This window comes from Nitrobacter hamburgensis X14, assembly GCF_000013885.1.
Classification (GTDB): Bacteria; Pseudomonadota; Alphaproteobacteria; order Rhizobiales; family Xanthobacteraceae; genus Nitrobacter; species Nitrobacter hamburgensis.
Genome location: NC_007964.1, coordinates 1,285,023 through 1,300,995, shown reverse-complemented (window position 1 = coordinate 1,300,995; position 15,973 = coordinate 1,285,023). Strand labels below are relative to the sequence as shown.

General features: G+C 61.3%; 10 protein-coding genes and 1 tRNA gene. 8 read left to right on the top strand and 3 right to left on the bottom strand.

What is annotated here, in order from left to right; all coding sequences use genetic code 11:
• The first annotated feature begins 40 nt into the window (after positions 1-40).
• From NHAM_RS28030 to NHAM_RS05845, 4 genes are all read left to right on the top strand, one after another.
• Complete coding sequence (locus NHAM_RS28030) at positions 41-2,140, top strand: helicase-related protein (RefSeq protein WP_245270018.1); 2,100 nt, start codon at positions 41-43, stop codon at positions 2,138-2,140.
• 510 nt (positions 2,141-2,650) lie between these two features.
• Positions 2,651-3,061: a DUF3489 domain-containing protein gene (locus NHAM_RS05855; protein ID WP_011509686.1), complete on the top strand. Its 411-nt coding sequence runs from the start codon at positions 2,651-2,653 to the stop codon at positions 3,059-3,061.
• A 3-nt stretch (positions 3,062-3,064) separates the two neighbouring features.
• A complete protein-coding gene (locus tag NHAM_RS05850) occupies positions 3,065-3,565 on the top strand; it encodes a DUF2924 domain-containing protein (RefSeq protein ID WP_011509685.1) in 501 nt (166 codons plus the stop codon).
• Positions 3,562-5,211 carry a recombinase family protein gene (locus tag NHAM_RS05845; RefSeq protein WP_011509684.1) on the top strand — a complete coding sequence of 550 codons (1,650 nt, stop codon included), beginning with the start codon at positions 3,562-3,564 and terminating at the stop codon, positions 5,209-5,211. The genes NHAM_RS05850 and NHAM_RS05845 overlap by 4 nt, the downstream gene beginning before the upstream one ends.
• Positions 5,212-5,879: 668 nt before the next feature.
• On the opposite strand, the gene NHAM_RS05840 is transcribed toward NHAM_RS05845, so the two are convergent.
• Together NHAM_RS05840 and cpdR are read right to left on the bottom strand one after the other, a co-directional pair.
• A tRNA-Val gene (locus tag NHAM_RS05840) sits at positions 5,880-5,954 on the bottom strand.
• Between the two features lie 74 nt (positions 5,955-6,028).
• The gene (cpdR, locus tag NHAM_RS05835) at positions 6,029-6,388 is read right to left on the bottom strand and encodes a cell cycle two-component system response regulator CpdR (protein WP_009797255.1); all 360 of its coding nucleotides are present in this window, start codon (positions 6,386-6,388) and stop codon (positions 6,029-6,031) included.
• Positions 6,389-6,572: 184 nt separating this feature from the next.
• Between cpdR and NHAM_RS05830 the strand changes: the two genes are divergently transcribed.
• Together NHAM_RS05830 and hisN are read left to right on the top strand one after the other, a co-directional pair.
• Positions 6,573-7,460 carry an N-formylglutamate amidohydrolase gene (locus NHAM_RS05830; protein ID WP_011509682.1) on the top strand — a complete coding sequence of 296 codons (888 nt, stop codon included), beginning with the start codon at positions 6,573-6,575 and terminating at the stop codon, positions 7,458-7,460.
• A gap of 536 nt (positions 7,461-7,996) precedes the next feature.
• A complete protein-coding gene (hisN, locus tag NHAM_RS05825; protein WP_041358814.1) occupies positions 7,997-8,779 on the top strand; it encodes a histidinol-phosphatase in 783 nt (260 codons plus the stop codon).
• Positions 8,780-8,899: 120 nt separating this feature from the next.
• Here the strand turns inward: hisN and NHAM_RS05820 are convergent, their stop codons facing one another.
• Positions 8,900-9,844: an alpha/beta fold hydrolase gene (locus tag NHAM_RS05820; RefSeq protein WP_011509680.1), complete on the bottom strand. Its 945-nt coding sequence runs from the start codon at positions 9,842-9,844 to the stop codon at positions 8,900-8,902.
• Between the two features lie 223 nt (positions 9,845-10,067).
• Between NHAM_RS05820 and NHAM_RS05815 the strand changes: the two genes are divergently transcribed.
• Entirely contained in the window at positions 10,068-10,529 is a 462-nt protein-coding gene (locus tag NHAM_RS05815; RefSeq protein WP_011509679.1) for an Hsp20 family protein, read from the top strand.
• Between the two features lie 619 nt (positions 10,530-11,148).
• Complete coding sequence (gene gltB, locus NHAM_RS05805; protein WP_011509678.1) at positions 11,149-15,912, top strand: glutamate synthase large subunit; 4,764 nt, start codon at positions 11,149-11,151, stop codon at positions 15,910-15,912.
• Positions 15,913-15,973 lie beyond the last annotated feature (61 nt).

Below are 15,973 nucleotides of genomic sequence, written 5' to 3'. Positions count from 1 at the left end.
GCTCGGTGAAGTCACTGTCATGACACCCGAACGTTGCCTAATGCTGCTGTCGGTCGATCCCGATGCTTTCGCTGGCTTAGGACTCATCGTTTTCGACGAATGCCATCTTCTTCATCCGCGCGAGGACGATAGGAGCCGGCGCGGGCTCGACGCGATGCTCGCCATCCTTAACTTGACTCGCATCGTCCCTGCCGCCGACCTGCTGCTACTCTCTGCCATGATGAAGAACACCCAGGAGATCGCCGGCTGGGTAGCTCATCTGACCGGCCGGCAATGTCTAACGCTCGACTTGAGCTGGAAGCCGACCCGACAGGTACGAGGCTGCGTCGTCTATCCCGCCGAGCAGATCAACACACTCAAGACCGACATCACTCAAGCCCGCATCGACTACCCTAATCACAACATGCCGCCCGCTTCGGTGAAAAATGCGTTACTTGCGCAGCCTTTCGGTCTGTTCAGTCTCCTTCAGACCTGGTCGACCACTGACCGCAGTGACTACGCTTTGCTGCAGCTCCTCACGGATCGTCGCCTGCTATCGAGCGGCCGCGCATCGGGCGGGAGCTGGTACTTAACTCCCAACGGCAACGAGACGAGCGGCGCGATCGCCGCTGCCGCGGCGAGCGCGGGCATGAAGACATTGGTGTTCGTACAAACTACCGTCTTTTGCGAGAGCTGCGTCAAAGGGTATCCGGCCCGCGTCGCTGCCAGCCAGATCGCGCTAAATGAGGAAGAGCAGAAATGGCGGACTCTTGCCGAAGAAGAGATGGGTGGAGCCGGCTATTGCTACATGATGCTCGCGGCTGACGGCACGCTTCGGATGGGGGCCGCCAGCCATCATGCGTTGCTTCTACGCGAAGAGCGCGAACTACACGAAAGCCTGTTTCGCCGCCCGGACGGCATCAAGGTGCTATTCGCGACCTCAACGCTTGCGCAGGGCATGAACCTGCCGAGTGAAGCCGTCATTATCTCGGGCGATAGCCGATTCGATCCGCAAGCTGACAAAATGCAGAAGCTCGAGGCGCATGAACTGTTGAACGCCGCAGGGCGTGCAGGACGCGCCGGTGAAGGTGCGCAAGGTTTCGTGTTGCTTGTGCCGAGCAAGGTCATCGACTTTGACAACCAAAACAGCCAAATCAACGGCCATTGGATGGACCTGCAAGCAATCTTCGAACAGGCTGACCAATGCTTGGTCATCGATGACCCGCTGAAACTTGTGCTCGACCGCATACACGACGGAGTCACGCAGACCGGCGCCTCAGCTTATATCTTGAGCAAGCTGCCGCTGGCGATCGCCGGCGCTGAGGCCGATCCAGCCGCGTTACTGCTCAACAGGAGCTTCAGCGCCTATCGCGCGCTAATTGCTGCTGATACCGACTGGCTGAGCACGAGAGTTGCGTCGGCTCTAGCCGCACGAGCCACTCTGGACCTGCCCGAACCCGACCGCTGGATCGAGCAGGTCTCTAGCGCAACCGGCCTCTCCGTCACGTTGCTTCAACAGATCGTCGAACGGTTGGATGCCAACGCCTTTTCAGGAACAGCGATCGAGGTGACCGAGGCTTTGCTCGACTGGCTCGATGCGCATCCGAGCCAGTTGCTCAGCTTAGTGCGGCCGGAGAGCCTAGAGGAAATGTTTGGCACACCGTACAAAAACCTCACCGACGATGAGGCACGGGGAAAACATGCGTTGTCCTGGTTACGGAAGCTTTGGCCTATTTGGATGTCCGGCGTACCGCTGTGCGAACTCGAAAAGGCATTTCTCGGAGGCAGCACCAATCTCAAGCAGTGCAAAAATGCTCGCCATTTCGCGTTGCGGCTCGTGCCCGATCTTGCATTTCTGGCGGGCCTCCCTGGACGGTTACTCGCGGCACGGCTGCGCGCCGCCGACGACCAGACACCCGTCTCCTCCGTCTTGGCTACACTGAGCAGCGTCGTCCGTGAAGGCTGCGACAGCCCGGACAGTCTGGCGGTGCGCCTCCATTTGACACGCTCGGTATCACGTATTGCCGCCCGCAAACACTATGACGCTATTCGCCAACATATTCAGCCGGGCAATCCTAACGAGAGCTTTGACGAGACTTTGGAGCGTATCCGGCATGCTGACGTCGTCGCCACCTTCAACAATCTCGGCGGCCACAGCTAACCGGCCAATTCAGACGCCATTACTCAATAAACGCAAGATAATGCGCGCCCACAGGCGCTACTAGTTTTACGCCTCCAGTGGAGGAGGGAATCGGCTCTAGATCGAGTGCTCACGCTGCAAGACGCAGCGGGACGTTGACCTTATCTTGTCCCCAACGGCAGGAGGACAAATATCGTCCGAAAGGTACCAACGGAATTCCCCGCTCGAATCCCGATGGGTTCGCGGTTTTGTTCGGAATGGTGGAAATCTGGCGCGCCAGAAGAGATTCGAACTCCTGACCCCCAGATTCGTAGTCTGATGCTCGTCTGAGACCTTTCACACCCGGCACCGATCCGAGAAGCGAGCAACAAGATTGCTCAGAAAGGACTGGCTTTGCTGCGGCAACGGAGCGTTACTGCGGCTGTTATAGTGAGCGAATAGGCTCGTCAGGATCTTGCCCCGCCGGCTTTTGGCCACTGCGGGGCCGCGGCGGTGGGGCGCGATAGATGCTCCACAAACGACGGAGATCCCATGACGAAAGCCAAAGCAAAGCAGCGAGCCACGACCAGACAACCTGCCTCAAAATTAGCTGCTACCCGATCCGTTAAAGCCAAACGAGTTGGCCTCAAGGCAAAAAGCTTAGCGGTATCGAAGGTATTGCCGACTGCCGACTCACCCGCCTTGCCAATGAAAGCATCGAGCGCTCGCGTCGATTCCAAGCAAGCTCGGGTGCTCGCTCTGCTGCGATCGACAAATGGCTGCACGATCGAAGCCATCGTTAAGGCGACGGGTTGGCAGCAGCATTCGGTGCGTGGGTTCTTTGCCGGTATCGTTCGTAAGAAACTGAAGCTCGATCTTGATTCCGAGCTTGTTGATGAGGTCCGACGCTATCGCATCAAACCTCCAGCAGATGGGGCCGGCAAATCAGCCAAGGCCACCTGATCGATGGCGCCGCGAAGACAATCACGTCGTACAATTGATGCGGCCTCTCTTGAGATCGAGATCGCGCGTCTGGGTGATCTCGATCTCAAGGCCCTTCGTCTCCGATGGCAGGGTGTGACGGGTCGCTCGGCGCCCGTTCACCTGCCGAAACATCTACTGTTCGCAATGCTCGCCTACCGCATCCAGACCGATGCCTTCGGCGATCTCGATGCGGGGATGGTGCAGATATTGAAGGCTGCCGTTGGATCAGGCGGATCGGCTGCGATCACCAAACTGACCGACAAGGTCGACCGGCGTAACCAGGAACTCGCGCCGGGCGCGATCTTAACTCGCGAATGGAATGGACGTGACCATCGGGTGATGGTGCTCGCCGATGGCTTTGCCTTTGAGGGCAAAACCTATGACAGCCTGTCCAAGGTCGCCCTTGCCATCACCGGAACCAGATGGAATGGGCCACGGTTCTTTGGCCTGCGGGCCGCACCGCAGTCCGCGGGGCCGCAATGACATCGACTGGTAAGTCAGTATCTGGCAAATCCGTCCGGTGCGCGATCTATACCCGCGTCTCGACCGATGCCGGGCTCGATCAGGAATTCAACTCGCTCGATGCCCAGTATGATGCCTCTGAGGCCTATATCCGCAGCCAGGCGCATGCGAACTGGACGCTGAACAAGATGCGCTATGACGATGGAGGGTTCTCGGGCGGATCAACCGACCGCCCTGCCCTTCAAAAGTTGCTCGATGACGTCAGGGCGCGCAAGATCAATGTCATTGTCGTCTATAAGGTCGACCGCCTGACGCGTTCCCTGGCCGACTTTGCCAAGCTGGTTGAGCTGTTCGACGCTCATGGCGTGTCATTCGTCTCGGTGACCCAGCAGTTCAACACGACAACATCGATGGGCCGTTTGACCCTGAATGTTCTCTTGTCCTTTGCCCAGTTCGAACGCGAGGTCACAGCCGAGCGTATCCGCGACAAGATCGCCGCCTCCAAGCGCAAGGGCTTGTGGGTCGGAGGAATGGTTCCGCTCGGTTACGCGCTGAGCGACGGCAAGCTCTCCATCCACGAGGACGAAGCAAATACCGTCCGGCTCATTTTCGAACGCTACCTTGAATTGGGCAGCGTCAACCGCCTGGTCGCTGATCTCAAGACCAGAGGACTGACCTCCAAAGTTCGCAAGCTCTCGAGCGGTGCCACCAGGGGCGGCGTTCCGTTCACCCAAGGCGCGCTGTTCTATATGCTGCGCAACCGGTTCTATATTGGCGAGGTGACATTCAAGGGAGAGGTCCTGCCCGGACCACAACCGCCCTTGCTTGAGCGGCCCCTGTTCGAGGCCGTCCAGGCCAAACTGACCGAACAATGGTCGCATCGGACGAGAGCCAGGCAAAAATCCGAAGCGCTTCTCACGGGACTGCTGTTCGACGATGCTGGCAACCGAATGATCCCAACTCACGCAACGAAGAATCGCGTGCGCTACCGCTATTATATCTCTCAACCGCTGCAACGCGGTCATTCCGATGATCCGGTGGGGTCCATCTCTCGCGTCCCCGCAGATCAGATCGAGGCGCTGGTCACCGATGCCGTGCGCGACCGGCTGACGGCGTCTGGCGAATGGTCACAGTCGCTCTCGGAGCAAAATGCCGTTGCAGCCCATGTCGCAAAAGTCGAGGTTCGTGCCAAACAATTGGCTGTTACCATTAAGGCGATTGAACCGACGCCACATCATCATCGCGAATTGGCTCAACACGACGATGCCGACACCATGCTCGGACAAGGCGAGACCATCCTGATTCCCTGGACCAAGCCGCCGATGCGCAAGTTCCGAGACGTAATCCAACCCGCATCCGCTTCGACCCAGCGAACACGACCGATCCGCGCCGAGCGTCGCGCTGGCCTGATCCGTGCCATGGCCCGCGGCCGGCAATGGCTGGACGAGATCGTCTCCGGACGATTGACCATCGAAGAGATTGCGGTCAGGCAAAAATGCAGCGTTCGGCAAATCAATCTGACGCTGTCGATGGCTTTCCTCGCGCCGCCACTGGTCAAGGCCGCGATCGAAGGCCGCCTGCCCCGTGGCATAGGCATCGCGGAACTCCGCGATGCACCGCCCGAGTGGTCGAAACAGTATATGAAGCTCGGATTGCCCGCGCTTTAGTTATGGTCGTCGGAACGGCGGCTACGCCTACCAACCCTGTCACTTCTGGTGTTCTTATCGTCTCACGAATCATCTCTGTGTGGGGACGCTGCGTGGGATTGGGTTGGTATCGTTTCAGATTGGCGTGTTGAAGGTACTGTCTGCGCACCCGGACGGGCCGTAGCGACCGTCGACACGATCAAACGCAACCTCGCAATGCTGTCCTCGCGTGAGTGCAGCGCTCCGCTTCGGCGGCTTGCGACTCTCAATCCCAAAATCGACGCCTTCTCCACAGAACCGATCCTTCGTATCCCGCCAAGCTTGGCAGATTACCAAAGCGGGCCGCACCACGCAGGCGCAGTTGCAATCCGGCGAAGCCATCGAGGCGTCAAAAGAGCAGCCCTCCTCATGCCAAAACAAATACCCATCCGTGCACAATGACCACTCGCTGACATCATCCCCAGGGCCAGTGTCACGCGCCGGGATTTGCGCGACGCCCGGCAGCAGGCCGTTATTCCGAGCTAAATGGAACCCTGCCAGGAACGGGAATTTTTGGACCAGAGACAGGGGCCGATAAACGGACACATCCACGAACGGAGACAGCCACCCACAAAACCAGGGCCGGAAAGCCCCGCCAACGGCGGGCCTTTCCTATCGGTCTCTATACAATGACAAAATCGTAGGCTGAGTGGTGGGCGCGACAGGGATCGAACCTGTGACCCCTACCATGTCAAGGTAGTGCTCTCCCGCTGAGCTACGCGCCCGGAAACTTCCGCATGGGGTCGCCGCGTCCTATATCGGCTCCGGTACGGACAGGCAAGGACGAGTGTAACCCGGATCAGGCCGCCAGCATCTTGTTCACTTCGCTGACCAATTCCCGCAAGTGAACGGGTTTGGAGAGCACCTTGGCATTCTTGGGCGCCTCCGAATCGGAATTCAGCGCCACGGCCGCAAAGCCGGTGATAAACATGATCTTGATGTCGGGGTCGAGCTCCGAAGCGCGACGCGCCAGCTCGATCCCGTCCATTTCCGGCATCACGATATCCGTGAGAAGCATTTCAAATGGCTCCTCGCGCAGTCTCTGATAGGCTGACAGGCCGTTATCATAGGATGAGACCTTGAAACCGGCGTTTTCCAGCGCCTTGACCAGAAATCGGCGCATGTCGTTGTCGTCTTCGGCGAGGAGGATTTTGTGCATGGTGATGGTGTCGGGGCCCGGCTTGGAGGAGCAGTCGCCCCACTAAGCCTGATGGTGGTAAATTTGGGGTGAAGGCGAACTTTGGCTTGGCAGAATGGCTGCGATTATCGACAATGCAAGCTCAAACGTCTGTCCAGACGACGTTCGGCAGGCGGCGGCGCAATTTCAGGGACGACGCCCGGCGATGACCCAGTTTGACGGCGACCAGCCGCCCCCTTTCGAGATCGCGGAGCCGGCGATATGGCGGTCTCCCATCATCTTTAATTCCCCGCATTCCGGCTCGGTCTATCCGGAGCAATTCCTGGCCGCGTCGCGAATCGATCTGGCCAGCCTGCGCCGGTCCGAAGATTCGTTCATGGACGAACTGATCGGCGGCTTGGCCGACGCCGGCTTTCCGGTGGTGCGGGTCAACTTTCCCCGCTGCTACGTCGATGTAAACCGCGAACCTTACGAGCTCGATCCCCGGATGTTCACCGGACGGTTGCCGAGCTTCGCCAATACGCGATCGATGCGGGTCGCGGGCGGCCTCGGCACCATTCCGCGCGTGGTCGGCGACGGCCAGGAGATCTATCGCGAGCGCCTCAGCGTGGACGACGCGCTCGGCAGGATCGAGTTGCTCTACAAACCCTATCACCGCGCGCTGCGCCGGCTGATTCACAAGGCGCATCAGACGTTCGGGACGGCTATCATTATGGATTGCCACTCGATGCCGTCGGCCGGCATCTCGCACGACGAACCGAGGCGGCCGGATATCGTGATCGGCGATCGCTATGACACCAGTTGCGCGCCATTGCTTCCGAACATCATCGAGGACGTGATGAGCGGCCTCGGCTATTCGGTCGCACGCAACAAACCCTATGCCGGCGGGTTCATCACCGAACATTACGGCAATCCGGCCAGCGGACTGCACGCGGTTCAGCTCGAACTCAACCGCGCGGTCTACATGAACGAACGGCGGCGCGAGCGCGGCCCGCGCTTCCGGCAGGTTGCAACGGATTTCACGACGCTCGCCGACGCACTTGCCGCCATCCCGCTCGGCGATCTCGGGACGTTCCGGTCCGCCGCAGAGTAAAATCGTCGGCCGCTCATGCAGCGGTTCAGACGTTCGCCGCCCGGCGGATCGACAAACGAACCTCCGAATCTGAAACGGGACGGAAAAGAAAAAGGGCCGCTCGTCAAAACAAGCGGCCCAAGTCTAGGGAGGAAACGCCCAAGGAGGGCAGCGATAGCGCAATAGCTACCGCACTGCAGCAATATGAGACCGCGCTGCACAAAATGCAAGGGGTTTCGGACGATCTCTTTCAGAATTATGTATAATTTCATTTCTCTGAGCGTGAGCGCGAAAAACTTGATTATTCAATGATAACAGTTATTTAAGCAGATTCCGGCATGATCGTCACGATCCGGCCGCAATGCTTGAGGCCGCGATTTCCGGTCTGGTGATTGCATTTGTAATCACATCCCGCACCCACGGACGAACGATTCGAACGCGGGATAACTGCTCCGCAATGGAATTGCAGACGGTGCGGCCTCCGATCTGGGCATGTATAGGAGGCGTTCAGCTTGGGCGCGCGCGCAGTGCAACCGCCGCCCGGAGAGGTAGAAGCCGTGACGGTGATCGATTTTACCGCCTTCATAGATCGTCTCGCGACGGCCTCGGGCGAAACCATCCTGCCGTTCTTCAGAACGTCTCTTCTCGGCGTCGAAAACAAGTGCGTCAGCGGTTTCGATCCGGTCACGGAGGCGGACCGGGCAGCCGAGGCGGTGATGCGCCGGATGATCAAGGCGAGTTTTCCGCAACACGGCATCGTCGGCGAGGAATTCGGCAACCAGAACGAAGACGCCGAATATGTCTGGATGCTGGATCCGATCGACGGCACAAAATCCTTCATCGCCGGCTTTCCGATCTGGGGCACGCTGATCGCGTTACTTCATCGCGGCATGCCGGTGTACGGCATGATGCACCAGCCCTACATCGGCGAGCGGTTCAGCGGCGACAACGGCTCCGCGAGCTATCGTGGCCCGTCGAGTGTGCGCAAGCTCGCGGTGCGCCGGTGCGCGTCGCTGAACGAGGCGACATCGTTCACGACCAGCCCGCTATTGATGAATTCCGACGACCGCGCAGCCTTCGGCCAGGTCGAGGCCGAGGTACGGCTGACGCGCTATGGCGGCGACTGCTATTCCTACTGCATGCTGGCCGCGGGCCATCTCGATCTCGTCATCGAGACGGAACTGAAACCCTATGACATTGCCGCATTGATTCCGATCGTCAGCGGAGCGGGTGGCGTGATCACAACATGGGAGGGCGAGCCCGCGCAGGGCGGTGGCCGCATCGTCGCCGCCGGCGACCCGCGCGTGCACGAGGCCGCGCTCAAGCTGCTGAATCGTTAGAGCCTTTTCGCTTCTGATGAAATCAGAAGCGGGCTCTATGATTTTGATCTGACGCGTTTTCTTCACGCGAACCGGTATCCGCTTCGCTCGAAAACGCTCCAGGCCCGCGCAAGCCCGGCCCTAGAACAGCGGCGTCCCCGGCACGAAGGCGTCGAACGCTGCCCAGAACTGGCCGCGGTATCGATCCTGTTCCTGCAGGATCTCGTGCTTCGATCCGGCGATGACGAGGTGCGCGCCGCAGCGCAGATGATAGGCGAACTCCTCGACCGCCGGGGTGGAGACGATGGTATCGTCGCCGGCCGCGATCAGCAGCAGCGGCTGGCGAATCTTCGACGGATAATTCACGGCGCGAAATTCATGCATCGCCCGGAAAGCGGTATCGGCCCACGCCACCGTCGGTGAGGCGATTCCGAGCGTCGGATCTTCCTCGAGGATCGCGACGTTGCGGGCGAACCGGACGGGGTCGCTGGTGAGGGGATTGTCGATGAAATCGGCGACGCCGGTGAGTTGGTCGCCGCCGCCGGGAACGTAGCGACCGCCCTGTCCGAACAGCCGCATCGCGCGCAACAGCGCGCGCGCCGGAAACGAGGTGGTATGTCCCGGCAGATCGATCATCGGCGCCGACAGCACGATACGATCAAACCAGCGCTGGCCGGCGTGCGCCACCCGCAGAAGCACCGCGCCTCCCATCGAATGCGCCAGCGCGAAGTACGGCGGCGGACAATCCGGCAGCACCACCTGCTCCACAAAGGACCGGACGTCGATCTCGTAATCGGAGAAACGGCGCACGTAACCCTTGCGCGGATCGTACGACTGCCGCGCCGAGTGCCCCTGCCCCCGCCAGTCGATCATCGCCACTGCAAAACCGCGGTCTCGCAGGTCGCACACGGTCTCGAAGTATTTTTCGATCTGCTCGCCGCGCCCGGTAAACACGCAGACCGTCCCCTTTCGCCCCGGCGGCGGCGCCCAGCGCGCAAAGCGCAGATCGACCCCGTCGGAGGTCCTGACGGTGCCGCTGACGTAATCGTCCGGAACCGGATTTGCGGGGATCGAAACAAGCCTCATGACCGGACCGGCTGGAGGAAAAGCCCTGAAAAACAAGAGGGCGGGAACGTCAAAAAAGCAAGCGCGTCCCGCCTCTTGAAGGCGTCTGGAGTTCTTCCCATATCATCTCAGTGCAGGCCGCTACCAGTGTTTCCGGAACCGGAACATCAGGATGCACACAGACGAAAGCCCGGCCCGATTGGCGGGCGGGTCCACTCAATGTCGCTCAATGGAGGACTGACCTATGCGTACTTTCGACCTCACCCCGTTTTATCGTTCCACCGTCGGCTTCGATCGCCTCTTCAACCTGCTTGACCAGGCCAACGGCGATGCGCCGGGCTATCCGCCCTACAACATCGAACGCACCGGCGAGAACGCGTATCGTATCAGCGTCGCCGTTTCCGGCTTCGCCCAGGACGAGCTCTCCATTGTCGCGAAAGAAAACACGCTGACGATCAAGGGCGAAAAGGTCGCCAACGAGAATGGCAAGGACAAGCCCGAGGTGCTGTATCGCGGCATTGCGGCCCGCGCCTTCGAACGCGCCTTCCAGCTCGCCGACTTCGTGCAGGTGAAGAGCGCCTCGCTCGAAAACGGCCTGCTCCACGTCGATCTCGTCCGCGAGATTCCGGAAGCCAAGAAGCCCCGCAGCATTCCAATCGCGGCTAGCGCGCCCTCCGCGCCGGTGGTCGAGAGGGCAGCCGCCTGATCCAGATTTCGACAATTACGGTTGTCGGATGCGGAAGCGCCCCGGTTTTGCCGGGGCGCTTTTGTTTTGAATGGCGTCCAACCGGGCGAGTCCCGAGTCGTCCCCGCGCGCGGGGACGACAACAAGGATTGCACCTATGGCAACCGCCAAACGGTCAGCTATTCCCGGAACAAGCGCGACAGGCGCCGACTCCGTACCGGCCGGCTTCTCCTGCACCGAGGTGGGTAATCGGGGGTATTTGCTCCAAATCCGGGGCGCTGCCCCTACCGCGCCTTGGGGCGTCACTTCCAAGCAATCAGGGACTCCCAGACGCTTGTGTGATAGAGAAAAATTTGGCAGTGTCACGGTTAGGACAGCAAGGCTGTCTTAATTTCGACAGTCAGCTTGGCATGAGATCTTGTCACGAAATGCGGACGTCCGACGCCCGGATATGGACCCGGCAAGCCGGTTGTCCGTCGGGGACGTTGGGCGCCTGGTTTGAATCCTCAAAACTTCGGCTCGCGACGTACGAGTGGTGGCTCCAGGGTTGCATAGGGGCGCTGCGAACGTCCGAGGTGCCAAAGATGCGGATTACGTTTCGGGACGCCAGATCCCGGCCGGGAAAGGGTACTGGACCAAGATGAGCGGGCCATCGTTCGAGCGGGAGAACATAGGGCTGGAATCACTGACAGCGGCTTCGGTCACGAAACCGCTTGAACACGCGCATGAGCATACAGGTCACGAACATGCGCTTCACGAACATACTTGGCGTCCGCCGGCGGAAGGCCTCTACGACCTCAGCCAGGAAAAGGATTCCTGCGGCGTCGGTTTCATCGCCAACATCAAGGGCAAAAAGTCCCATCAGATCGTCTCCGACGCGATCAGCATTCTCTGCAACCTCGAACATCGTGGTGCGGTCGGCGCCGATCCGCGCGCCGGCGACGGCGCGGGCATTCTGGTGCAGATTCCGCACGTTTTTTTTGCGCGCAAGGCGAAGGAGCTTGGCTTCACGCTGCCAAGGCCCGGCGAATACGCCGTCGGCGCGCTGTTCATGCCGCGCGAGACCGCCTGGCGCGAAGTCATCCGGAGCATCATCGCCGACCAGATCAAGGCCGACGGCCTGACCCTGCTCGGCTGGCGCGAGGTGCCGACGGATAACTCCTCGCTCGGCGAAACCGTCAAGCCGACCGAACCCGCCAACATGCAGGTGTTCATCGGCCGCAACGGCACGGCCAGGACCGACGACGAGTTCGAGCGGCAACTCTATATGCTGCGCAAGTCGATCTCGCATGCGATCTTCCAGCGCCGCGAGCGCGGCCTATCCGGCTATTATCCGGTGTCGATGTCGTGCCGCACCGTGATCTACAAGGGTATGTTTCTCGCCGACCAACTCGGCAGCTACTATCCCGACCTGCACGAACCGGATTTCGAGTCGGCGCTGGCGCTGGTGCATCAGCGCTTCTCCACCAACACCTTCCCGACCTGGTCGCTGGCCCACCCCTATCGCATGATCGCGCACAACGGCGAGATCAACACGCTGCGCGGCAACGTCAACTGGATGGCGGCACGGCAAGCGTCGGTGCATTCGGAGCTGTACGGCAAGGACATCAGCCGGCTGTGGCCGATCTCCTATGAAGGCCAGTCCGACACTGCCTGCTTCGACAACAGTCTCGAATTCCTGGTGCAGGGCGGTTATTCGCTCGCGCACGCGGTCATGATGATGATCCCCGAAGCATGGGCGGGCAATCCCTTGATGGACGAACCGCGCCGCGCCTTCTACGAGTATCACGCGGCGCTGATGGAGCCGTGGGACGGTCCGGCGTCGATCGCGTTCACCGACGGCCGCCAGATCGGCGCCACGCTCGACCGCAACGGGCTGCGGCCGGCGCGCTATCTCGTCACCAGCGACGATCGCATCGTGATGGCGTCCGAGATGGGCGTGCTCAAGATTCCGGAAGACCAGATCATCACCAAGTGGCGATTGCAGCCCGGCAAGATGCTGCTGGTCGATCTCGATGAGGGGCGCCTCATTCCCGACGACGAGATCAAGGCCACGCTGGCGAACAGCAATCCCTATCGCGAATGGCTCGGCCGCACCCAGATCCAGGTCGAGAACCTGCCGGATGCGGCCGCCAGGGCCACACGCTCGAACCTGCCGTTGCTGGATCGTCAGCAGGCATTCGGCTATTCGCAGGAAGACATCAACATCCTGATGAGGCCGATGGCGTCCACCGGCGAGGAAGCCTCGGGCTCGATGGGCAACGATACGCCGATCTCGGCGCTGTCGAACCGTCCGAAGCAGCTCTTCACCTACTTCAAACAGAATTTTGCGCAGGTCACCAACCCGCCGATCGATCCCATTCGTGAAGAGCTGGTGATGAGCCTGGTCTCGATCATCGGACCGCGGCCGAACCTGTTCGACCTCGAGGGTCTCGCCTCTACCAAGCGGCTCGAGGTGCGGCAGCCGATCCTGACCGACGCCGACCTCGAGAAGATCCGCTCGATCTCCGATGTCGCGGAATCGCAGTTCGTCTCGCGCACCCTGGACATCACCTTCCACGCCGGCCTCGGCGCGGCCGGCATGGAGCAGGTGCTCGACGAACTCTGCGCGCGCGCGGAAGCCGCGGTGCGCGAGGGTGTCAACATCATCATCCTGTCCGACCGCATGGTGGGCATCGACCGGATTCCGATCCCCTCGCTGCTGGCCTGCGCCGCCGTGCATCATCACCTGATCCGCGTGGGCTTACGCACCTCGGTCGGCCTCGTCGTCGAATCCGGCGAGTCGCGGGAAGTGCATCACTTCGCCTGCCTCGCCGGCTACGGCGCCGAGGCGATCAATCCGTATCTCGCGTTCGAGACCATCATCGCGATGAAGGATCGCCTGCCCGGCAGCCTCGACGACAAGGAAATCGTCAAGCGCTACATCAAGTCGATCGGCAAGGGTCTGCTCAAGGTCATGTCGAAGATGGGCATCTCGACCTATCAGTCGTATTGCGGCGCGCAGATCTTCGACGCCGTCGGGCTGAAGGCGGAATTTGTCGCGAAGTATTTCGCCGGCACGCACACCCGCATCGAGGGCGTCGGCCTCGCCGAAATCGCGGAAGAGACCGTGCGCCGTCATGCGGATGCGTTCGGCGACATGCAGATCTACAAAACCGCGCTCGATGTCGGCGGCGAATACGCCTACCGCACCCGGGGCGAGGATCACGCCTGGACTGCGGAGTCGGTATCCAACCTGCAGCACGCCGTGCGCGGCAATTCGCAGGAGCGCTATCGCGCGTTCGCAAAGACGCTCAACGAACAGTCCGAGCGCCTGTTGACGCTGCGCGGCCTGTTCAGGCTCAAGACCGCCGAGGACGAGAAGCGCAAGCCTGTCGCGCTCGACGAGGTCGAGCCGGCGAAGGAGATCGTCAAGCGCTTCGCCACCGGCGCGATGAGCTTCGGCTCGATCTCGCGCGAGGCCCATACCACGCTCGCGATCGCGATGAACCGGATCGGCGGCAAATCCAATACCGGCGAAGGCGGCGAGGAAGCGGACCGCTTCAAGCCGATGCCGAACGGCGATTCCATGCGCTCCGCGATCAAGCAGGTCGCCTCCGGCCGCTTCGGCGTCACCACGGAGTATCTCGTCAACTCCGACATGATGCAGATCAAGATGGCGCAGGGCGCCAAGCCTGGCGAAGGCGGACAGTTGCCCGGCCACAAGGTCGACGCCACCATCGCGCGCGTGCGCCATTCAACCCCCGGCGTCGGCCTGATCTCGCCGCCGCCGCATCACGACATCTATTCGATCGAGGATCTCGCGCAGCTCATCTACGACCTGAAGAACGTCAATCCGGAAAGTCTGGTCTCGGTCAAGCTCGTCTCCGAGATCGGCGTCGGCACGGTCGCGGCGGGCGTCGCCAAGGCCCGCGCCGATCACGTCACCATCGCCGGCTTCGAGGGCGGCACCGGGGCCTCGCCGCTGACCTCGATCAAGCACGCAGGTTCGCCGTGGGAGATCGGGCTTGCCGAAACCCACCAGACGCTGGTGCGGGAAAGGCTGCGCTCGCGCATCATCGTACAGGTCGACGGCGGATTCCGCACCGGACGCGACGTCGTGATCGGCGCACTGCTCGGGGCCGACGAATTCGGCTTCGCCACCGCACCCCTGATCGCCGCCGGCTGCATCATGATGCGCAAGTGCCATCTCAACACCTGCCCGGTCGGCGTCGCGACCCAGGACCCGGTGCTGCGCAAGCGCTTCACCGGCCAACCCGAGCACGTCATCAACTACTTCTTCTTCGTCGCCGAGGAAGTACGCGAGATCATGGCGCAGCTTGGCTATCGCACCTTCAACGAAATGATCGGCCAGGTGCAGATGCTCGACCAGAGCGCGCTGGTGACGCACTGGAAAGCCAAGGGGCTCGACTTTTCGAAGCTGTTCTACCGGCAGAAGGAAGCGCCGGGCCAGAAGATCTATCACACGGAGGGGCAGAACCATCGCCTCGACAAGGTGCTGGACCGCAAGCTGATCGCGCAGGCAAAGCCGGCGCTCGACCGCGGCGCGCCGGTGACGATCGAGACCGGGATCAACAACACCGACCGTTCAGCCGGCGCGATGCTGTCGGGCGCTGTCGCCAGGATCTACGGCCACACGGGCCTGCCGCTCGACACCATCCAGGTCCACCTCAAGGGCACGGCAGGACAGGCGTTCGGAGCCTGGCTCGGACGCGGCGTCACCTTCGACCTCGAGGGCGAAGGCAACGATTATGTCGGCAAGGGCCTTTCCGGCGGGCGCATCATCGTGCGGCCGCCGGCGAACTCCGGCATCGTGCCGGAAGAGTCGATCATCGTCGGCAACACCGTGATGTACGGCGCGATCGAGGGCGAGTGCTACTTCCGCGGCGTCGCCGGCGAGCGCTTCGCCGTGCGCAACTCCGGCGCGATCGCCGTCGTCGAGGGCGCGGGCGACCACTGCTGCGAATACATGACCGGCGGCATCGTCGTCGTGCTGGGCAAGACCGGGCGCAACTTCGCGGCCGGCATGTCCGGCGGCGTCGCCTACGTCCTCGACGAGAGCGGCAATTTTCCGAAGCTGTGCAACCTCGCGATGGTCGATCTCGAACCGGTGCTGTCGGAAGAGATGATCAATGCCGGCACCTATCATCACAGCGGCGACCTCGAGGCGCACGGGCGCGTCGATGTGTTCCAGAACCTGCTGGAATCCGATGTCGAGCGGCTCCACGTGCTGGTCACGCGCCACGCCAAGCTGACCGGATCGAAACGCGCCGCCGCCATCCTCGAGAACTGGAAGGCCTATCTGCCGAAGTTCCGCAAGGTGATACCGGTTGAATACCGCCGCGCGCTGAAGGAATTGAAGGCCAACGCGGACGCCGAACCGAAGATCGCGATCGGGGCGTAACATTCACCGGCGTCATTCTGGAGTGAGCGCAGCGCGCATCCCGGAATGATGACAGAGAGTT